Consider the following 19,280-nt stretch of genomic DNA (forward strand, 5'->3'; position numbering starts at 1 on the left):
CCTGACGGTCCCGGACCCGGCTCGCACGGGTTGACGGCCCGCAGAGCGCGGCTCTCACGCCTCCCACGTCCAGTTCGCGACCTCGGGCAGGTCGGTGCCGTGCTCGCGGATCCAGGCGTGGTGCCGGGTACGTGCGTCGGCCATCGTCTGGCGGACGGCGGCGGCGCGTACGCCGAGGCCGGGGACACGGTCGACGACGTCCATGACCAGCCGGTAGCGGTCGAGGTCGTTGCGGACGACCATGTCGAACGGGGTCGTGGTGGTGCCCATCTCCTTGTAGCCCCGCACATGGAGGTTCCCGTGACCGGTGCGGGAATAGGCGAGGCGGTGGATCAGCCAGGGATAGCCGTGGTACGCGAAGATGACCGGCTTGTCGGTGGTGAAAAGCCCGTCGTACTCGAAGTCGCTCATCCCGTGCGGGTGTGCCTCGCGCGGCAGCAGCCGCGTCATGTCGACCACGTTCACCACCCGGACGGCGAGGGCGGGCAGATGCCGGCGCAGCAGTGCCGAGGCGGCCAGGACCTCCTGGGTCGGCACATCGCCCGCGCAGGCCAGCACCACGTCCGGTTCGCCGTCGTTCTGCGTCCCCGCCCACTCCCAGATCCCCGCCCCGCGCGCGCAGTGGGCCCGGGCCTGTTCCATCGACAGCCAGTCGAAGCACGGCTGCTTGCCCGCCACGACCACGTTCACGTAGTCACGGCTGCGCAGGACGTGGTCCGCCACCGACAGCAGGGTGTTGGCGTCCGGCGGCAGATACACCCGTACGGCCTCGGGGCTCTTGTTGAGGACGTGGTCGACGAAGCCCGGGTCCTGGTGCGAGAAACCGTTGTGGTCCTGACGCCAGACGTGTGAGGTGAGCAGATAGTTGAGGGAGGCGATCGGCGCGCGCCACGCCAACTCCCGTGACGTCTTCAGCCACTTGATGTGCTGGTTGACCATCGAGTCGACGATGTGCACGAACGCCTCGTAGCAGGAGAACAGTCCGTGGCGGCCGGTCAGGAGATAGCCCTCCAGCCAGCCCTGGCAGGTGTGTTCGGAGAGGATCTCCATCACCCGGCCGTGCCGGTCGAGGTGTTCGTCGACCGGAAGGGTCTGGGCCTGCCAGGCCTTGCCGCTCGCGTCGAAGACGGCGTCCAGCCGGTTGGAGGCGGTCTCGTCGGGGCCCACGAGCCGGAAGTCGCGACGGGCGGAGGTGTCCTTCATGACCTGTTCGAGGAGGTCGCCCAGAACCCGCGTGGGCTCGTGCAGGGTCGCGCCGGGCTTGTCGACGGCCACGGCGAACCGGTCGAGGGGCGGGATCGGCAGCGGCCGTAGGAGGAGGCCGCCGTTGGCGTGCGGGGTGGCGCCCAGTCGCCTGGCACCGTGCGGCACGCAGGCCAGCACGTCGGCCGTGGGGCGGCCGTCGGCGTCGAAGAGTTCCTCGGGCCGGTACGAGCGCAGCCAGCCCTCCAGCTGGCGCAGGTGCTCGGGGTTCTCACGCACTTCGGGCAGGGGGACCTGGTGGGCGCGCCAGGTGCCCTCGACGGGCCGGCCGTCGACCTCCGCGGGTCCGGTCCAGCCCTTCGGTGTGCGCAGCACGATCATCGGCCAGCGGATCCGCTCGGTCGCGCCCTCCTCGCGGGCCGTGCGCTGCATCAGGGCGACGCGGTCCAGGGCCCGGTCGAAGGCCTCGGCCAGGGCACGGTGGACCTGGTGCGGGTCGTCGCCGGTGACGTGGAGTGGTTCATGGCCGTATCCGCGCAGCAGCTCGTCGAGTTCGGGCTCCGGGATGCGGGACAGCACCGTCGGGTTGGCGATCTTGTAGCCGTTGAGGTGGAGGATGGGGAGCACGGCACCGTCGTGGACCGGGTCGAGGAACTTGTTCGAGTGCCAGGAGGCGGCGAGCGGGCCGGTCTCCGCCTCGCCGTCGCCGATCACACAGGCGACGAGCAGGTCCGGATTGTCGAAGGCCGCGCCGTACGCGTGAGCGAGCGAGTAGCCGAGCTCACCGCCCTCGTGGATCGAGCCGGGCGTCTCCGGCGCGACATGACTCGGCACTCCGCCGGGGAACGAGAACTGCCTGAACAGCTTCCCCATGCCCGCGGCGTCACGGGAGATGTCCGGGTAGGTCTCGCTGTAGCTGCCCTCGAGCCAGGAGTTGGCCAGCACGGCCGGCCCGCCGTGCCCCGGGCCCCACACGCACAGCGCGTCCAGATCGCGGGCCTTGATGACGCGGTTGAGATGGGTGTGGACGAGGTTGAGGCCGGGCGAGGTCCCCCAGTGGCCGAGCAGCCTCGGCTTGATGTGCGCGGGGCTGAGGGGTTCGGTCAGCAGCGCGTTGGCCAGCAGATAGATCTGGCCGGCGGCGAGATAGTTGGCCGCCCGCCAGTGGGCGTCCAACGTGCGCAGTTCGTCGTCGGTCAGTACGGTGCTGTTCTGATGTTCGACCTGGGGCATGGTGACTCCGTAAGTCGTCGAGCGGAGGAGGCGGCATGGCCGGCAAGAAGACGGCGAGGGTGCCGCGCGCCGCATACGAGCAGGAACTGCTGCGCCTGCAGACCGAGTTGGTGAAGCTGCAGGAATGGGTGCGGGCGGAGGGCGCCCGTCTGGTCATCGTGTTCGAGGGCCGGGACGCGGCCGGCAAGGGCAGCACGATCAAACGGGTGGCGGAACATCTCAATCCGCGGCAGGCACGGATCGTGGCGCTGCCGAAGCCGACCGAGCGTGAGCGCACCCAGTGGTATTTCCAGCGGTACGTCGAGCATCTGCCGGCCGCCGGGGAGATCGTGTTGTTCGACCGGAGCTGGTACAACCGCGCCGGTGTCGAGCACGTCATGGGTTTCTGCACCAAGGAGGAGCACCAGCTCTTCCTGCGGCAATGTCCGATCTTCGAACGGATGCTGGTCGAGGAGGGGATCCTGCTGCGCAAGTACTGGTTCTCGGTGAGCGACGCCGTGCAGCAGGAGCGGTTCCGGCGCCGGATGAAGGATCCGACGCGGCGCTGGAAGCTCTCGCCGATGGACCTGGAGTCGATCACCCGCTGGGAGGCCTACTCGCGGGCGAAGGACGAGATGCTCGTCCATACGGACATCTCGGAGGCTCCGTGGTTCGTCGTGGAGAGCGACGACAAGCGGCGGGCGCGGCTGAACATGATGGCTCATCTGCTCGGCTCCGTGCCCTACTACGAGGTTCCGCCGCCGGTCCTCGAACTGCCGCGCCGCCCGCCGTCGACCGGCTACGAGCGACCGCCACGCGATCTGCAGACCTACGTGCCCGACCACGCGGCGAGCCTCTGAGCCGGCCACGGCCCTCACCCCCGGTGCGGTACGACGGCGACCGGGCAGGCGGAGTGATGCAGCATCGCGTGGGCGACCCGGCCGAGCTGGAGCCCGGAGTGTCCGGGATGGCGCCGGGCGCCGACGACGAGCAGGTCGGCGGTGGCCGAGGCGTCCAGCAGCACCTTGCGGGCCGGGCCCTCGACCGCGCGCCGGCGCAGTTCGACATCCGGCGGGGCCCCGCTCAGTACCGCTTCCAGCACCTCCGTGGCCCGCTCTTCGTGCAGCCGGGCCGCCCTTCGGGAGGACAGCGGGTGGCCCAGGGCCTCGCGAGCGGGGCGGCGCCAGGCCCGTACGGCCTCCACCGCACAGCCCCGTGCCCGCGCCTCCGCGACGGCGAACCGCACGGCGGCCGGGTCGTCCGGTTCCTCGCCGACGGCGAGGACGATGCGCCGATGGCCACCCGCCCCGGCCCGGTTGTCCTGGCTGCCGCGCAGCACGATCACCGGGCAGTAGGCGCGGGCGGCCACGGCCAGGGACACCGAGCCGAGGAGCAGCTCGGCGAGCCCGCTGCGGCCCCGCGACCCCAGGACCAGCGCGAAGGCCTCGTTGCCCTCCCGCAGCAGGGCGGGGGCCGGCTCCTCGGGCAGCACATCGGTGGAGATCTTCACGTCCGCGTGGCGGCGGTGGGCGCGCTGCGCGGCTGCCTCGACGATGTCGTCGGCGATCACCTGCTCCGGAGGCCTGCCGAGCCCGTCGGCGAGCGCGGCCCCTTCGTACCGCTCCCACAGCGACGCGTAGACCAGCCGCAGCGGAACCCCGCGCAGAGCGGCCTCGTCCGCCGCCCAGTCCACGGCGCGCATACTCGACTCGGAGCCGTCGACCCCCACGACCAGGGGAAGCTCCATCGCACTCACCTTCCTCACCGTCCTGCGCCGAAGTCGAAGACGATCGCCGAAGTCGAAGACGATCCGTACCGTGAGCCGGCCGCTCAGCACATCGTCGGACACCTCGGTGACGGAGGCGAGCGGCCGCCACTCACGGACCGCCCTGGTACGGCCCGCCGCGAGCGGCCGGAAGACCTCCGCAGCTCCTGCCGCGTAGCGGCGACGGGGCCCAGCGCCGAGGTGCCGCCGAGCACCGTGTCGAAGATCGGAACCTGGTCGTGCCGTGCGCCGGCCGGGTGACCAGGACTGAGCCTGCCGCGACGCCGTGGGCCCGAACGGACGGCGGCGAAGGCGTCCTCGGTCACGGTGAGCGCGAGGGCGGTGTGTGCGCCGCACCATCGCCCGAAGGTGACGGCCTCACCGAATCCACCGGGTGTCCCCGGCGGCCGTGGCCTCACTCTCGCCCCTTTCCGCCCGGGCCGCAAGGCACTCCTGCAACCGAAGATGCCGGAACTCGTAGCGTGCGCCGGACTGCCGGAGCACGCCCCGCAGGTGGGCCTCGTGCAGGAAGGCCATCAGGCGCCACGGCAGCTGTCCCGTGGCGCCGAGCCACATCCTTGCGACGGTCAGGCGGCCGTACGCGCTCAGGCTCAACGCCAACGGGCCCATGACAAGCGCCATTTGGAGTGACATCCCGTGCATCCCGTAACGGTCGGGCGTGGTCAGCAGCAACAGGCCGCCGGCGGCGGACCCGGCGACGGTGGCGGCCGCACCCCTGGTCAGCACGGCGAGCCGGTCACCTCGCAGGCCGGCGGGCGGACTCGTGGCGCGGGTCAGGTCGGCGGGTGTGTCGAGCCAGCGGTAGACGCCGCAGGCGCAGCCTCCGATGAGCCCCAGGACGAGGCCCGAGACGATGCCTCCCTTGACGCAGTTCTCCACCAGGCCCCAACGGCCGATCTGCCAGAACCACCAGGCGGCCGGCGGGTGCAGGGACGACAGGAGGGTGAGGTCGCGCGCGTCGTGACCGGCGATCCGGACGTGCCAGATCCCGTCCCGCGTGGTGAACCGCACCCGGGCGAGGGCCGTGCTGCACCGCCGGTCCACCGCGTGGCATGCCGCGCCGGGCCCGGGTGGCGCATACGTCCACGCCTGTGCCGGGTTGCGGACGTTCACCATCAGGACCACCCTGACCGGCTCGGCGGGCCGGGCCGTCTTGGTGCCGTCGGGGTAGGCCTCGAAGGTCCATGCGCCGGTGGTCGCGCGGCGGATTCCGGTGCGCGCGTCCAGGGCGGCGGCATCGGTGTGTACGGTTCCGGCGCGTGTGGCCCGCCATTCGATGACGGTGCCCATCACGGCTCCGATGGCGGGACCGAGTGCCAGACCGACCAGGAGGCAGGCGGCCGTGCCGCGGACCAGCCCCTGGCAGAACCGCCGGACCTGCTCCCGGCCCGGCACCCGGTGGCGAGACCCTCGCGGTCCGCGCCGCCGGATGCGGATGACGGCCACCACGGCCGCGCACGCGACGACGGCCGCCGCGCTCGCCCGCCACAGACCGCCGGCCGGGGAGAGGGGGTCCATGACCAGGATCGCCACGCCGGACAGGACCAGGAGGGCAGCCACACCGACGTGGCGGGCGACCGTCGGCCCGGCCCAGGGCAGCCCCAGCGGAGCGGGGCAAGCGGTGACTCCGGCCACCGCGAACACCGCCGACACGGCCGTGCCGAAGAGCACACCGGACAGAAACCGGAAGAGCCAGGCGTCCCCCAGGTCGGCGATGGAGGCGCCGTAGAGGGGCTCGGCCGTGACACCGATGAGGATGCCCAGGGTGGCGGCCGCCAGGGCGGCCTTCGCCATCAGTACCCGCAGTGAGGTCCTGCCGGTGCGGTCGATGAGGACGGCCAGCCCCACCACGCAACCGGCGACGACTCCTGAGGCGTTGCCGACGAGTTCGTACAGTTCGCCGTCGGCCCAGAGGTCGATCATCGTGTGCGGTGCCACCAGTGTCATGACGGCGCCGGCCACCACGGCGGACAAGCACGCGGCCAGCGCCCCCGGCGCCAGCAGCCGCACGATCCGCGGCACCGCGCTCTGCAACTCCCACCAGGCGAACTGCCCGGTGTCCCGGTTCCGCAGGTGACGGGCGAGGAACCCGAGCCACCGCTGGGCGTCCTCGGTCGTGCGGCACGATCCGCTGGTGTCGCCGAACACCGCCGGTACGAAGGCGGTGAGCAGGTGCTCCTCGATCTGGGCGGCCGTACGGAACCGGCCGTCCAGCAGTTGTCCGGGATCGCGGCCGCCGTCACCGTGCACCGCGCGGGCCATGGCGACCATGAGGGGTCGGCTCAGCACCTGCCGCAGGGCGTCCTCGGGCGGCCCGCCGGGCGCGGCCAGACGAGCCAGTGTCGCGCTCCAGGCCGTGCCGATCCGGCCGTCCGGCATGCGTCTGGGACGCGAAGTCCGGGTCAGATAGGACGCGGCATCGGTCAGCCGCAGTGGGGAGAGTTCGACGACCGCCGCGGCCGTGAGCACGTCGCAGGCCTCCACGGTGGCGGCGTAGGCGTCGGTCCTGCTGGTGAGGTACAGGGGCGAGTCGGCGTCCAGTTCGGCGTTGAGGCGGCGCATCGCCGGCGTCCGCTGCGCCTCGGGCAGTTCGTCGAATCCGTCGAGGACCGGCAGCACCAGACGGGCGGCGACCAGGGCGTCCGCCAGTGTGCCGCCGCCCGGCACTCCCGCCGCCAGGGCCGGGAAGTCGGCCGCGATCCGAGCGGCCGTCCAGACGCGCAGCGGTTCGCGGACGGCGTCCCAGGTCCCGACGGGCAGCACGACGGGGACGGCGTCTCCGGGCTGCCGGGCCGCCAGCAGCTCCAGGGTCAGGCTCAGCGCCAGAACCGTCTTCCCCGACCCGGGCTGCCCCAGCACGACCACCCGACGGGACGGAACGGAGAGGAAGGCGGCGCGGGCATCGCTCAACTGTCCCGATCTCAGGGCGGTGTGTGCCTCGGCGCCCCGCCGCACGTTCTCGTCGTGGTCGGCCAGCGGCGCGTCCACCGCAGACCACCGGACGGGCAGCGGTTCCGGATCCTGCAACCTGCGCAGCCGCGCCTCGGCCGCCCACATGTCCTGCACCACCTCGGCCAGGGCGTCGGCCCGGCCCTTCAGCCAGTCCGTGCCGCGGCCCTCCCCGGTACCGGACTCGCTCTGCGTCAGGGTGGACAGCAGCCCCAGCACGGAGACCACGAGCCCCAGAGCGGGCGTCCACCGCTCGATCACGCTCTTGCCGTCGGCGAGCACGGTGACGGCGACCTGAGCCAGGCCGGTGGCCACCAACGCGGCCGCCCACCACAGTTTGCGCACGCGCTGCGCGTCCCCGGCCCACCGCAGTGCCCTCATCCCACTCCCGTTTCTCCGCCCGGCGGCCATGCCAAGCGGAGCCCGGGGCGTTCCGCAACCGGCGCGCGGAAGCGTGACCGGCGGGGGAACGCGAGCCGCACCACCACCCGCCCAGGTGACCGCCGGCCACTCGGCAGGCGGTCGGGCCCGCCTGCCGCGGGCACGCCCGGGCCGCAGCACCGCTGACGGGCCCCCGACGGGCCGTGCCGAGGCGGTGTCCGCAGGACCGGTACGGCGAGTGGATCACCGTCCACGAGGGCGACCGGGACCGCACCGAGTACCGAAGGGCACGGACGCGGTGCCGGGTGTCCTGGTACTGGGGCCGGGCGGCCCGTGGCGCGGGCCGGAACACAGGAACATGCTGGAAGCGGCAGGTCCGTACCCACGTCCTGGAGGCCCGTCATGAACGCTCCCCCCACGTCCAGCATGCTCCGGGCGCTGCCGTCGGAGCACCGGCAGCAGCTGATGCGGGTCGCTCTGGAGGTGTCCTTCCCCGAGGGGACGCGCCTGTTCGAGGAGGGCGCACGCGCGGACCGCTTCTGGGTGATCCGCACCGGCGCGATCGATCTCGACATGCACGTTCCGGGCCGCAAGGCGGTTGTCATCGAGACTCTCCGGCACAACGAACTCGTCGGCTGGTCCTGGCTGTTCGCGCCGCACACCTGGCACCTGGGCGCCGAGACGACGACGCCGGTACGGGCGTACGAGTTCGACGCCGTGGCGGTCCGGGCGATGTGCCAGGAGGACTCCGCGCTGGGTCTCGCGGTCGCGCATTGGGTGGGCGAGATCCTCGCTCACCGCCTGCGGTCGACCCGCACCCGGCTGCTGGACCTGCACGCCCCCTACGGCAGCGGCAGCCGTCACTGACCGCCTCGACGCGAACCACAGGGCCTGGCTGTAGTTGGTGAAGCGGACATCGGCAGCGCAGGGAGGCGTCTAGGTTGGGCACGGTACTGATCACACAGCGACCGCGAGGAGACCCTCGGCATGTCGAACGTTTCGTTACCCCGCGACGAAGGCCGCGCCCACGTGGCCCGGCTCCGCACCGATGTGTCGCACTCGGCCCGCATCTGGAACTACTGGCTGGGCGGCAAGGACAACTACCCCGTCGACGAGGAAGTCGGCGATCAGATCCTGGGTTTCGTACCGGCCCTGCCCCGGTCCGCCGTGGCCGACCGGCAGTTCCTCGCGCGCGCCGTGGGGTTCCTCGCCGGCGAGGCGGGCATCCGGCAGTTCCTGGACATCGGCACAGGACTGCCCACGGTCGACAACACCCATGAGGTCGCCCAGCGGGTCGACCCGACCTGCCGAATCGTTTATGTGGACAACGACCCCATCGTGCTCCGGCACGCCCACGCCCTGCTCACCAGCACCCCCGAGGGGGCCACGGACTACATCGACGCCGATGTGCACGACCCGGACGCCATCCTGGAACGCGCCGCCCGCACCCTGGACTTCAGCCGGCCGGTCGCCCTCACGATGCTCGGCGTCGTCAACTTCATCATGGACACCGACCGGGCCCGGGCCATCGTCCGGCGGCTTCTGGACGGTGTGCCGTCCGGCAGCTATCTGGTGATCTCCCATCCCACCACCGAGGTGGACGGCGAGGCGATGACGGAAGCGGTGCGCTACTGGAACAGCCAGGGCTCGGCGCCGATGACCCTGCGCACCCGCGAGGAGCTGCTGCGGCTCTTCGACGGCGTGGATGTGCTCGAGCCGGGTGTCGTCTCGTGCTCGCGCTGGCGCCCGGCCCCGTCGGGGAAGGACGAGATCGTGGACGTGACGCACTTCTGCGGCGTGGCCAAGAAGCCGTAGGGCGTGGGACACCCGTCCACGTCGTCCACCCCGGCGTGCGCCCCGGCCCCGCGGTGCCCGCACGCTCGGAACCGGACTCGGTACGCGTACCGATCGGCGCACGATCGGCGTCTCCCCCGGCATCCGCGCCGGCATGCCGGCTGTCGCCCTCCAGCGCGGCGCCGGCCGGACCAGGTGGAGACGGCCCGCGTCGGCCGCCGACCGGCCGACGGCCTCGGTCGGGCAGCACCTACCAGGGAAGGATGCCGTCGGCATCGAAGTAGCCTCCGGTGGGGCCATCAGGGTCCACCTGCGCCATACGCACGATGATCTCGGCGCCCTGCTCGACGGTCTGGACACCGCTGTTTCCGTTCAGGTCGGTCTTGGTGTAGCCAGGCTCCACCGCGTTGATCCGCATGTTCGGGAACGCCTTCGCGTACTGCACGGTGATCATGTTGACCGCGGTCTTCGAGGCCGGGTAGGCCAAGCCCGGGTAGGTGTACGCCGGGTCGCCCGGGATGGTGGCCCGGGTCAGCGAGGCCAGACCGCTGCTGACGTTGACCACGACCGGGGCGGCGGAACTCCGCAGCAGCGGGAGAAACGCGTGGGTGACGCGCACCATGCCGAAGACGTTCGTCTCGAACGTCTGTCGCATCACGTCGACGGTCACGTCCGCCGCGCCGATCACGACGTTGTCGTCACCCATCTCTTCTTGGATGCCGGCGTTGTTGACCAGTACGTCCAGCCCTCCGTCGGCCTCGATGGTCTTCGCCGCGGCCGCCACGGACGCGTCGTCGGTGACATCGAGCCGGACCGCCCGCGCGCCCAGCCGCTCGGCGGCCCGACGCCCGCGTTCGGCGTCCCGGCTTCCGATGTAGACGGTGTGGCCCGCGGCGATGAGCCGGCGGGCGGTCTCGAAGCCGAGACCCTTGTTCGCTCCGGTGATCAGTGTTGCTGTCATGCCTCCACGATGCGGCGGAGCCGCGCGGTCAGCCAGACGTCCTGTGCTCCTGGGACTGATCAGTACCAGGGGACCGTGGTGCCGCCGAAGATGCTCAGCAGGGCGCTGCGTCGCCATAGGTGCGGGCAGACGGTGGCGGCCAGGGGCCCGAGCCGGTCACCGCCCGCTGCCCCGGCCGCGAGCGGGCTGGTGACCTCCGCGCGTCACGACGTGCCGTCGGCCGGAAGCTCCAGGCGCAGTTCGTAGCCGCCGTCGGCCGTGGGGCCGGAGGTGACGGTGCCACCGAGGAGTGCGGCGCGCTGACGCAGGCCGATCAGGCCGTAGTGCGCGCTGGGCAGGGGCAGAGCGGGCCGGGTCGGTGCGGTATTGGTGACCGTGGCACGGACGGCGCCGTTCTCCTGGCGGATACGAACCGTCGCGGTGGTGCCGGGGGCGTGCTTGCGTGCGTTGGTCAGCGCTTCCTGGACGGTGCGGTAGATGGCGCGCTGGACTGTGGGCGGAAGGCCGTCAGGCATGTCCGCCTGAAGTTCGGCCTCGATGCCGCTGTTGTCGACCAGCCGCTGGAGGTCGGCCAGGGACGGCTGCGGTGTCAGCTCCGTGGGGCGGCCTCCGGAGGCGCGCAGGACGCTGACCATGTGCCGCAGTTCGTCCAGGGTCTGCACGCTCAGCCGCCGGATCGTGGCCGCGGCTTCCTTGACGTCGGCGTCCTGGGTGCCGACCTGGAGTGCTCCGGCCCGCACCGCGATCAGGCTGACCTGGTGGGAGACCACGTCATGCATCTCCCGCGCGAGCTGCGCGCGCTCCTTGGCCAGCACGGTCTGGTCGGTCAGGAGCCGCTCGTGGTCACGCGCCGCGGAGATCTCGGCGAGTCGCAACGACAGATCACGCCGGGCCTGGACGAGCTGGCCGAGGAAGACCGGAGCGACCGCCGTCGCCCCGGTGTACCCCAGCGTGATCAGGGTCGCGGTCTCCGACAGGTCGAACGTCGGTGACGGCCACGAGGACATGCTGCTCAACGTGAACGCCGTGGCGCAGGCGGCCAGCAGGACACGGTGGCGGGTGAGTGAGGCGAGTGTGTACAGCGCGATCAGTGCGGCGAGGATCGCGTCGGAGAACAGGACGGCGGGCAGGGTGAGCAGGAAGGTCAGCAGCGGCAGGCGACGGCGCAGCACCAGAGCGAAGGCCGCTGCCACGGCGCACGCCATGCGCCCCGGCTCGTCCGAGTCGAAATGGACCCAGACGTCTAGCAGCGCCACCGCGACGACTATGGCGTCCAGCAGCGGGGCGGGCAGGCGGCGGGGGGTCATTCCCCCTCCTGGTCCCGTGGTGGCTTGAGAAGGCCGGCCCGTTCGGCGAGCAGGGCTGCCTGGACGCGGCCGTCCACCTTCAGTTTCGTGAGGATGGCGCTCACATGGTCTTTGACGGTGCCGGTGCTCAGGTGCATCCGGGTGCCGATGTCGGCGTTGGACAGTCCCTCGGCGATGAGGACGAGTACGGCGCGCTCGCGGTCGGTCAGTGCGGCGAGGCTGCGGGCAGCGGGCTCCTGGGGTCCGGCGTTCAGATAGCCGTCCACGACCGTCCGGGTGACCTTGGACGCCAGCACGGTGCCACCGTCGGCCAGGGTCCGCACGAGGAACGGAAGCCCCTCGGGGTCGGTGTCCTTGAGCAGGAAGCCGGCGGCGCCCGAGCGAAGTGCCGTGGCCACGTATTCGTCCATGTCGAAGGTCGTGAGCATGGCCACCACCGGAGGGTGCGGCAGCCGACGGAGGCAGGCCAGGAGGGTGAGGCCGTCGACGTCCGGCATCCGGATGTCGAGCAGCACGACATCAGGTCGTATCTCCTGTGCCGTCTGAAGCGCCTGGCCGCCAGGAACCGCCGCCACGACCTCGATGTCGTCCGCCGTGTCGAGGATGTGCTGGAAACCCGTACGAATCAGGGCCTCGTCGTCGACGACCAATACCCGGATCACGCATGCTCCACTCACTATCGGACCACTGTCCGATTCGTACCACGTCGAGAGACGCCCCGCGGGTTCCCGACACCGAATCCGGTCAGGCGGCGGGGGCTGCGCCAGCCAGTCGGCGGGGCGGTTCCGGACACCTGCCGGATGGTCCTGACCGGCGGCGTCTCCGACCCTGGATCACATGACGCACGTCGTAGCAGAGGCCGCGCCGGCCGAGGCGATGTCGGCTGCGCGGGCAGGCCCTTCCCGTACGTCGTCCACAGGACGGCTGATCGGCCTCGACCTGGCCCGTGGCCTGGCGGTTATCGGCATGTACACGGCCCACCTCGGTACCGACCCCTCGGAGGGCGGCCCACTGGGCTGGGTGACGGAGGTGACCCGTGGGCGGTTCCCCGCACTGTTCGCTCTGCTGGCCGGGTTCACCCTGATCATTCTCACCGGTCGGCCACAGCCGCGGACCGGGCGCGCGGGGCGCCAGGCCATGGGCAGGGTACTGATCCGCTCCGCCGTGCTGATCGCCCTGGGATATGCCCTGGCGTACCTGGACACCCCGATCGACGTGATCCTCGCCGCCTACGGAGTGATCTTCGCCCTCGCCCTTCCGCTGTACCGGCTGCGCGCCTCCACCCTGGCCGTCATCGCCGCGGCGATGACGCTCGTAATGCCCCCCGTCGTGTATCTGCTGCGGGCCGCGGTCGAGGGCGGCAGCTGGGCCGATGCCGTGATCGCCAACGATCCTCTGGCCCGGGTCACCGGTTCGGACGGGATCCTCGAATTGTTCATCACCGGCGAGTACCCGGTACTGACCTGGCTGCCCTTCGTCATCGCCGGGATGGCGGTGGCGCGGCTCGACCTCAGCCGGCCCGGTATCCGCGCCAGGATCGCCCTCCTCGGCGGCGCACTTGCCGTACTCGGTTACGGCGGCTCCTGGCTGGCCCTGCACCTGGTTCCGGGCGCGCAGGCCACCGTGAGCGCGGCGACGGACGGCGGGTCGGCGTCATCGGCCTGGTGGTCCGATGCCGTCGGCGACCCCACCACCAGTACCCCGGACTGGATGCTGGTGGCCGCGCCGCACAGCCAGACGACCTGGTCGATCCTGGGCAACACCGGCTTCGCCCTCGTGATCCTCGCTGTCTGCCTCATCGCCACGGACCGGTCGGCGCGCCTGCGGTGGTTCGCCACACCCGTCACCGCGGTCGGCTCCGTCGCCCTCACCGCCTATGTCGGTCACATCGTGGCCATCAAGGCCCTGGGCATGGACGACGTGCCGACCTCCGACGCCCTGGCGGTCCTGATCGGTTTCGCCTCGGTCGCCATGCTGCTGGCCCTCGCCTGGACCCGGGTCTTCCGGCGCGGACCACTGGAATACCTGGTGCACGCCGCCACCACACCCGCCCGTCTGATCAACTGACTGGCGGTGGACGACCAATGCCCGTAGGAGACACTCCCTCCACCGACGATTCCGCAACACCCACGGATTTCGACGGTCTCGCACCATCCGGCGTCACGCCGGGCCAGCAAGGAGGTAAGCCGATGACAGTCCGCCTGACATTCATGTGCGCGACAGCCGGGGGCACCACCAGGGATGCGGTCTTCGGTGACGGTCTCCTCAGTGAGCGCGGCCTGCGCCGGGCACGCGCCGCCGGCGCAACACTCCCCCCGTACTCGCTGGCCATCCGTGCGCCGTCGGTCCGCTGCGCGCAGACCGCTTACGCCCTCGGCCTGCCGACCACACTCGAGCCCGCACTGCGCGACCTCGACTACGGCACGTGGCGGGGCCGCACAGTCGGCGAGGTCGTCGCGGACGAACCGTACGGTTACTCCGCCTGGCTTACGGACCCGGATGCCGCGCCACACGGAGGCGAGTCCGTACGCCGGCTCTGCCGCCGAATCGCCAACTGGCTGAGCAGCGTGCCGCCTTACCCGGGCCGCGCGTTGGTCATCACGGAACCGTCGGTGGTCCGGGCCTCGCTCGTCCATGCTCTGTCCGCACCAGTGACAGCCTTCCGGCATTTCGATGTGCCGCCCCTGTCCACGGTCTCCCTTACCTTGAGCGACGGCCACTGGATCGTCCGGCCCGGCCGTGTCACCCCGGACAGAGTCGGCACCAGTCGCGCTGTTCCCACGCCCTATGACGCCGCCGAGGGCCGGACGGCGCTCCTGTGGGGCGAGGCGACCCCGGCGTAGCGGCGGGGTACAGGTACAGCGGTTGTGCGGAGTCGTCGGCGCCCGGATCGCAAGTTCGTCGACAGATCGACGAGTTCGGCCGAACAACGAGTTCGGCCGAACGACGACTCCAGCCGAACGACGACTTCGACATGAAGGTCGTCGACATGTTCACCACGGGATGCCTCCCGCCCACCGGCGACCACCGTCGCGCGGGGTGACCATGTACAGAACGGGCGCGGGACAACACCGGTCACGAATCCGAGAGTGTCGTTACACGTGACCATCATGCCCGAAGCGCCGATACTGCCGGGTGTGGGCTGTTCGACCCGCCCATGTGCGCAACAACCGAACAAGATCAACAACCGGTCGTACACGTTCTGACCAGGAAAGATACTGGTCAGGGGCTAAGCTGGAGATCTCACCGGGAGGCACCCATGAAGATGCTCATCAACGTCGCGGAGACGGTGGTCGCGGACGCGCTGCGGGGGATGGCGGCCGCGCATCCGGAGCTGACGGTGGACGTGGAGAAGCGGGTGATCGTCCGGCGCGACGCACCGGTGGCCGGAAAGGTCGGGCTCGTCTCCGGCGGCGGCTCGGGACACGAGCCGCTCCACGGCGGCTTCGTGGGCCCGGGCATGCTCTCGGCGGCCTGTCCCGGCGAGGTCTTCACGTCTCCCGTGCCGGACCAGATGGTGCGGGCCGCGGCCGCCGTGGACAGCGGCGCGGGTGTGCTGTTCATCGTGAAGAACTACACGGGTGACGTCCTGAACTTCGACATGGCGGCGGAACTCGCCGAGGACGAGGGCGTTCAGGTCGCGAAAGTCCTGGTCAATGACGATGTCGCCGTCACCGACAGCCTGTACACGGCCGGCCGGCGCGGCACGGGCGCGACCTTGTTCGTCGAGAAGATCGCGGGCGCCGCCGCCGAGGAGGGCGCGCCCCTTCAGCGGGTCGAGGCACTGGCCCGGCAGGTCAACGAGAACGCGCGCAGCTTCGGTGTCGCCCTGAGCGCCTGCACCACCCCGGCCAAGGGCAGCCCCACCTTCGACCTCCCGGACGGCGAGCTGGAGCTGGGTGTCGGCATCCACGGCGAGCCGGGCCGGGAGCGGCGCGCGATGATGACCTCGCGGGAGATCGCCGACTTCTCGGTGCACGCGATCCTGGAGGACCTTAATCCGAGCAACCCCGTGCTGGTCCTGGTCAACGGTATGGGAGCGACCCCACTCCTGGAGCTGTACGGCTTCAACGCGGAGGTGCAGCGGGTGCTGGTGGAGCGCGGTGTCCCGGTGGCACGCACGCTCGTCGGCAACTACGTCACCTCGCTCGACATGGCCGGCGCCTCCGTCACCCTGTGCCAGGTCGACGAGGAGCTGCTGCGTCTGTGGGACGCGCCGGTGAGCACGCCCGGCCTCCGCTGGGGCATGTGATCCACTCGACGTCCGGTCAACGTACGTACCACGCAAGGAGATTCCGTGCTCGATGCCGACTTCTTCCGCCGTTGGATGACGGCGACCGCCGCGTCCGTCGACCGCGAGGCCGAGCGGCTCACCGCCCTCGACTCGCCGATCGGCGACGCCGACCACGGCAGCAATCTCCAGCGGGGGTTCCACGCCGTGGCGGTCACGCTGGAGAAGGAGGCGCCGGACACGCCCGGCGCCGTCCTCGTGCTCGCCGGGCGGCAGCTCATCTCGACGGTGGGCGGCGCCTCCGGGCCGCTGTACGGCACGCTGCTGCGCCGCACCGGCAAGGAGCTCGGGGACACGGCCGAGGTCACCGAGGAACAGCTGACGGACGCGCTGCGCGCGGGCGTGGACGCGGTGATGCAGCTCGGCGGAGCCGCGCCCGGCGACAAGACCATGATCGACGCGTTGGTTCCCGCGGTCGACGCGCTCAGTGACTCGTTCGCCGCCGGCCGGGCCGCGGCCGAGGAGGGCGCCGTCGCGACGACGCCCTTGCAGGCCCGCAAGGGCCGGGCGAGCTATCTGGGCGAGCGGAGCATCGGGCACCAGGATCCCGGTGCCACCTCCTCGGCGCTCCTGATCGCCGCGCTCGAGGAGGCCTCCGTTGAGTGACACCACGGACAAGCTCGTCGGCATCGTGCTGGTCTCGCACAGCGCGGACGTCGCCACCTCGGTCGCCGAACTGGCCAAGGGGCTGGCCGGGGGCGGCACGACCGCGCCGGTGGGGCCCGCGGGCGGCATCCCGGGCGGCGGCCTCGGCACCAGCGCCGAGCTGATCTCGGCCGCGGCCGCCTCCGTGGACCAGGGCGCCGGGGTGGCCGTGCTCATGGACCTGGGCAGCGCGATCCTCACCGTGAAGGCCCTGCTCGCGGAAGGCGACGAGCTGCCGGAGAACACCCGGCTGGTCGACGCCCCCTTCGTCGAGGGCGCGGTCGCCGCGGTCGTCACCGCCTCGGCGGGCGGTGACCTGGCGGCGGTGGAGGCGGCCGCCACGGAGGCGTACTCCTATCGCAAGGAATGAGAACGGCGAGGAACGGCCACCGCGAGGAATGACGACCGCGAGGAACGGCCACCGTAAGGAGTGACCGTAAGGAGTGACTGCCGCAGGAAGTGAGCCGCAGGCCGGTCCGCCCGGTCCGCTCCGTCCGCCCGTCTCGGCGGGCAGGGGCCGGGCCCTGCGGCCGCCGCCCCGCGGTCAGTTCTGGCGGAGGAACTCGCGGGCCAGCGCCTCTCCTTGGGCCACGGCCTCGACGTGGTTCTCGATGGGCGACACGGCGGAGTTCTTGAAGACGATGTACGTCACCCCGGAGTCGGTGCCGCCGCCACGTGGGTCGGGGCGGATGCCGAGGGCCTGGGCGGTGGCGTACGAGGCCTCGCCGATGATGTCGTGCGGTCCGGTGTCGCCGACGACCGTGTACTGGACCCGGTCCTGGTAGATCACGGCGGCGACCGAACCACCCCGGACGCCATGCTCGCGGTGGTCCCAGATATCGCCCGCGGTGGGCACGACGATGTACGGCAGGGTCTCGGCATTCAGCTGACGGCCGTCGGACTGCTGAAACGCGGTGGCGTCGGAGAACGACGGGTCGGTGCTCTCGTTGCACAGCAGGCCGGGCCGCCCGTCGCAGTCGATGTCCATGTCGGCCTTCCAGAACACGGCGTCGCGCCGGCCGCAGACGGGAATGTCGGCCGGCGCGCCGTCGTCGCTGCGGTAGCGCCCGTTCGAGACGGGAGCGCAGTCGCGTACCTTTGCGAGCAGATCGGCGGCGAGGACGGTGCCCTCACGCGCTGCCGCCGCCGGTTCACGGGTCCCGGCGGCTTCACGTGTCCGGGCGGCTTCGTGGGTCCGGGCCACTTCGTGGGTCCGGACGACGGGTGGCGACGTCGTGGGGGCGACCAGGGCGGCACTGGCCGCGACCAGCGTCAGCGACTGGACACGCACGATGAGGGACCCTCTCGTGGGGGACATTGACGGTCACCCACCCCAAGGTGGTGCGGGTCCCGGGCCACGGCCACCGGGAGGGGTCCGGACGGTGCACGGCGCCCTTACCACGCGCCGTGCGGCCGAGGGCCGGGTCCCCAGGGACCCCGGCCACCCGACCGCTTTCGCCGGCGCGGGATCAGCGACGACAGCGGTCCGCGCCGCGGGCACGAACTCCCATGGAAGACAGGTGAGTTCACACCGCGTCAGCCCTCAGCATACGTAGCCGCGCGCCGTCCCGGCCAACGCCGTCCGCCCTCTTGATGCGAGCGCGCCGCCATGGCATACAGGTACAGACCAATCCCGTCGAGGGAAGGGGGACCCGTGCGCCGACTGGTGCGACGCCTTCGTGTGCCGGTGATCTGCGGCTCGCTGTTCCTGACGGTGTCCTGCGGGTGGGGCGGACAGGACGGCGGCCGGGACGGGCCGCTGCCCTCGGCCCCGATGGGCGTCACGGCCGCGGCCGGCAGCGCGACCAGCGTGCACGTCATGTGGAACCAGGTGTCCGGGGGCCCGAAGGTCGCCGGGTACGAGGTATATCGCGGCACCACGAAGGTGAAGGACGTACCGGGTGCGGAGCACATGGTGGACATCACCAGGCTCAAGCCCTCGACGACGTACGTCTTCACCGTCCGGGCACGGGACGATGCGGGGAACGCCGGGCTGCCGAGCGCGAAGGTGCGCGCCACCACGCCCGCGGCCGTCGCCGCCGATCACCGGGCCCCCACCCGGCCGGGACGGCCCAGCGGCAAGGCGGTCGGGAGCCGGGCGGCCCAGCTGAACTGGGCGCGCTCGACGGACGACCGGGGGGTGGCCTCGTACGACATCTACCAGGGCACCTCGAAGATCCACAGCGTCGGCGGCGGGCAGACGGCGACCGTCGTGACGGGGCTGCGGCCGGGCACCCGCTACTCCTTCACCGTCCGGGCCCGCGACGCCGCCGACAACGTCTCGGCCGCGAGCGCCTCCGTACGGCTGACCACCGCCGGCGGGGCGGACGACGGACGGGGCACCGCGCCCACCCGATTCCGCGCCGGGACCCACCGCGCCGACGGGGCGTACTACATCGACCTGTCCTGGTCGCCGCCGGACACGGACGGAGTGATCACCGAGTACCAGATCCACCTCGACGGCCGTCCGGCGACCTCGCTCGTGTGGGGCGGCAAGCCGCCACGCGGCAAGGCCACGTACAGCTTCTACCTGGGACGGGACGCCGGCGCCAGACACCGGGTGCGGATCCGGGCGAAGCTGCCGGACGGCACGTGGGGCGGCTTCTCCGACGAGCGGACCGTGACCACGGGGGGACGCTAGGCCGTCGCGGCCGAGGGCGGCGGGGCAGCGGACGATCGGACGACAGAGCATCAGCTGTCCGCCGGACGATGGAATCGTTCACCTGCCCGGGGGCCGTCCGCATGCGGGCC

Annotated in this window: 16 protein-coding genes; 9 read left to right on the plus strand and 7 right to left on the minus strand. The window is 71.5% G+C overall.

Annotation, left to right across the window (positions count from 1 at the left end; translation table 11 throughout):
• Nucleotides 1-54 precede the first annotated feature (54 nt).
• Nucleotides 55-2,436 (minus strand): phosphoketolase family protein, encoded by a 2,382-nt coding sequence (locus GTY58_RS06795; RefSeq protein WP_010982711.1) that lies wholly within the window; start codon nucleotides 2,434-2,436, stop codon nucleotides 55-57.
• 35 nt (nucleotides 2,437-2,471) lie between these two features.
• Between GTY58_RS06795 and ppk2 the strand changes: the two genes are divergently transcribed.
• Nucleotides 2,472-3,275 carry a polyphosphate kinase 2 gene (ppk2, locus tag GTY58_RS06800; RefSeq protein WP_010982712.1) on the plus strand — a complete coding sequence of 268 codons (804 nt, stop codon included), beginning with the start codon at nucleotides 2,472-2,474 and terminating at the stop codon, nucleotides 3,273-3,275.
• A 14-nt stretch (nucleotides 3,276-3,289) separates the two neighbouring features.
• Here the strand turns inward: ppk2 and GTY58_RS06805 are convergent, their stop codons facing one another.
• Nucleotides 3,290-4,162: a universal stress protein gene (locus tag GTY58_RS06805; RefSeq protein ID WP_010982713.1), complete on the minus strand. Its 873-nt coding sequence runs from the start codon at nucleotides 4,160-4,162 to the stop codon at nucleotides 3,290-3,292.
• Between the two features lie 396 nt (nucleotides 4,163-4,558).
• Nucleotides 4,559-7,531, minus strand: coding sequence for an NACHT domain-containing protein (locus GTY58_RS06810; protein WP_048894367.1), 2,973 nt, complete (start codon nucleotides 7,529-7,531; stop codon nucleotides 4,559-4,561).
• Between the two features lie 402 nt (nucleotides 7,532-7,933).
• On the opposite strand from GTY58_RS06810, the gene GTY58_RS06815 reads away from it, so the two are divergent.
• The gene (locus GTY58_RS06815) at nucleotides 7,934-8,398 is read left to right on the plus strand and encodes a cyclic nucleotide-binding domain-containing protein (protein ID WP_037646070.1); all 465 of its coding nucleotides are present in this window, start codon (nucleotides 7,934-7,936) and stop codon (nucleotides 8,396-8,398) included.
• A 120-nt stretch (nucleotides 8,399-8,518) separates the two neighbouring features.
• Nucleotides 8,519-9,346, plus strand: a complete 828-nt coding sequence (locus tag GTY58_RS06820; RefSeq protein ID WP_010982717.1) for an SAM-dependent methyltransferase — start codon at nucleotides 8,519-8,521, stop codon at nucleotides 9,344-9,346.
• Between the two features lie 229 nt (nucleotides 9,347-9,575).
• Here the strand turns inward: GTY58_RS06820 and GTY58_RS06825 are convergent, their stop codons facing one another.
• The 3 genes from GTY58_RS06825 to GTY58_RS06835 form a co-directional block, all read right to left on the minus strand.
• Nucleotides 9,576-10,286, minus strand: a complete 711-nt coding sequence (locus GTY58_RS06825) for an SDR family oxidoreductase (RefSeq protein WP_010982718.1) — start codon at nucleotides 10,284-10,286, stop codon at nucleotides 9,576-9,578.
• A gap of 203 nt (nucleotides 10,287-10,489) precedes the next feature.
• Nucleotides 10,490-11,593, minus strand: a complete 1,104-nt coding sequence (locus GTY58_RS06830) for a histidine kinase (protein WP_010982719.1) — start codon at nucleotides 11,591-11,593, stop codon at nucleotides 10,490-10,492.
• The gene (locus tag GTY58_RS06835; RefSeq protein WP_037646069.1) at nucleotides 11,590-12,255 is read right to left on the minus strand and encodes a response regulator transcription factor; all 666 of its coding nucleotides are present in this window, start codon (nucleotides 12,253-12,255) and stop codon (nucleotides 11,590-11,592) included. The genes GTY58_RS06830 and GTY58_RS06835 overlap by 4 nt, the downstream gene beginning before the upstream one ends.
• Before the next feature lie 175 nt (nucleotides 12,256-12,430).
• Here GTY58_RS06835 and GTY58_RS06840 point away from each other — a divergent pair, with 175 nt between their 5' ends.
• The 5 genes from GTY58_RS06840 to GTY58_RS06860 all read left to right on the plus strand — a co-directional run bounded on the left by GTY58_RS06840 (nucleotide 12,431) and on the right by GTY58_RS06860 (nucleotide 16,899).
• Nucleotides 12,431-13,660 (plus strand): DUF418 domain-containing protein, encoded by a 1,230-nt coding sequence (locus tag GTY58_RS06840; RefSeq protein WP_010982721.1) that lies wholly within the window; start codon nucleotides 12,431-12,433, stop codon nucleotides 13,658-13,660.
• Nucleotides 13,661-13,782: 122 nt separating this feature from the next.
• Nucleotides 13,783-14,436, plus strand: coding sequence for a histidine phosphatase family protein (locus GTY58_RS06845; RefSeq protein WP_010982722.1), 654 nt, complete (start codon nucleotides 13,783-13,785; stop codon nucleotides 14,434-14,436).
• 416 nt (nucleotides 14,437-14,852) lie between these two features.
• Nucleotides 14,853-15,845 (plus strand): dihydroxyacetone kinase subunit DhaK, encoded by a 993-nt coding sequence (dhaK, locus tag GTY58_RS06850; protein ID WP_010982723.1) that lies wholly within the window; start codon nucleotides 14,853-14,855, stop codon nucleotides 15,843-15,845.
• 45 nt (nucleotides 15,846-15,890) lie between these two features.
• On the plus strand, nucleotides 15,891-16,490 hold the full coding sequence (gene dhaL / locus GTY58_RS06855; protein WP_010982724.1) for a dihydroxyacetone kinase subunit DhaL: 600 nt from the start codon (nucleotides 15,891-15,893) through the stop codon (nucleotides 16,488-16,490).
• Nucleotides 16,483-16,899, plus strand: a complete 417-nt coding sequence (locus GTY58_RS06860; protein ID WP_010982725.1) for a PTS fructose transporter subunit IIA — start codon at nucleotides 16,483-16,485, stop codon at nucleotides 16,897-16,899. The genes dhaL and GTY58_RS06860 overlap by 8 nt, the downstream gene beginning before the upstream one ends.
• Before the next feature lie 174 nt (nucleotides 16,900-17,073).
• On the opposite strand, the gene GTY58_RS06865 is transcribed toward GTY58_RS06860, so the two are convergent.
• The gene (locus tag GTY58_RS06865) at nucleotides 17,074-17,820 is read right to left on the minus strand and encodes a glycoside hydrolase family 75 protein (RefSeq protein WP_037646066.1); all 747 of its coding nucleotides are present in this window, start codon (nucleotides 17,818-17,820) and stop codon (nucleotides 17,074-17,076) included.
• Between the two features lie 363 nt (nucleotides 17,821-18,183).
• On the opposite strand from GTY58_RS06865, the gene GTY58_RS06870 reads away from it, so the two are divergent.
• Nucleotides 18,184-19,170, plus strand: a complete 987-nt coding sequence (locus tag GTY58_RS06870; protein WP_242432190.1) for a fibronectin type III domain-containing protein — start codon at nucleotides 18,184-18,186, stop codon at nucleotides 19,168-19,170.
• Nucleotides 19,171-19,280: the final 110 nt, after the last annotated feature.

It is taken from the genome of Streptomyces sp. SID5469, from assembly GCF_009862865.1.
In the GTDB taxonomy this organism is placed as follows: Bacteria; Actinomycetota; Actinomycetes; order Streptomycetales; family Streptomycetaceae; genus Streptomyces; species Streptomyces avermitilis.

What these genes read in the sequence shown, in the direction of transcription:
- GTY58_RS06810 (WP_048894367.1), bottom strand. Translation starts at nt 7,531, where the DNA reads ATGAGGGCACTGCGGTGGGCCGGGGACGCGCAGCGCGTGCGCAAACTG.
- dhaK (WP_010982723.1), top strand. Translation starts at nt 14,853, where the DNA reads ATGAAGATGCTCATCAACGTCGCGGAGACGGTGGTCGCGGACGCGCTG.
- GTY58_RS06825 (WP_010982718.1), bottom strand. Translation starts at nt 10,286, where the DNA reads ATGACAGCAACACTGATCACCGGAGCGAACAAGGGTCTCGGCTTCGAG.
- GTY58_RS06805 (WP_010982713.1), bottom strand. Translation starts at nt 4,162, where the DNA reads ATGGAGCTTCCCCTGGTCGTGGGGGTCGACGGCTCCGAGTCGAGTATG.
- ppk2 (WP_010982712.1), top strand. Translation starts at nt 2,472, where the DNA reads ATGGCCGGCAAGAAGACGGCGAGGGTGCCGCGCGCCGCATACGAGCAG.
- GTY58_RS06820 (WP_010982717.1), top strand. Translation starts at nt 8,519, where the DNA reads ATGTCGAACGTTTCGTTACCCCGCGACGAAGGCCGCGCCCACGTGGCC.
- GTY58_RS06845 (WP_010982722.1), top strand. Translation starts at nt 13,783, where the DNA reads ATGACAGTCCGCCTGACATTCATGTGCGCGACAGCCGGGGGCACCACC.
- GTY58_RS06815 (WP_037646070.1), top strand. Translation starts at nt 7,934, where the DNA reads ATGAACGCTCCCCCCACGTCCAGCATGCTCCGGGCGCTGCCGTCGGAG.
- GTY58_RS06795 (WP_010982711.1), bottom strand. Translation starts at nt 2,436, where the DNA reads ATGCCCCAGGTCGAACATCAGAACAGCACCGTACTGACCGACGACGAA.
- GTY58_RS06840 (WP_010982721.1), top strand. Translation starts at nt 12,431, where the DNA reads ATGACGCACGTCGTAGCAGAGGCCGCGCCGGCCGAGGCGATGTCGGCT.
- GTY58_RS06830 (WP_010982719.1), bottom strand. Translation starts at nt 11,593, where the DNA reads ATGACCCCCCGCCGCCTGCCCGCCCCGCTGCTGGACGCCATAGTCGTC.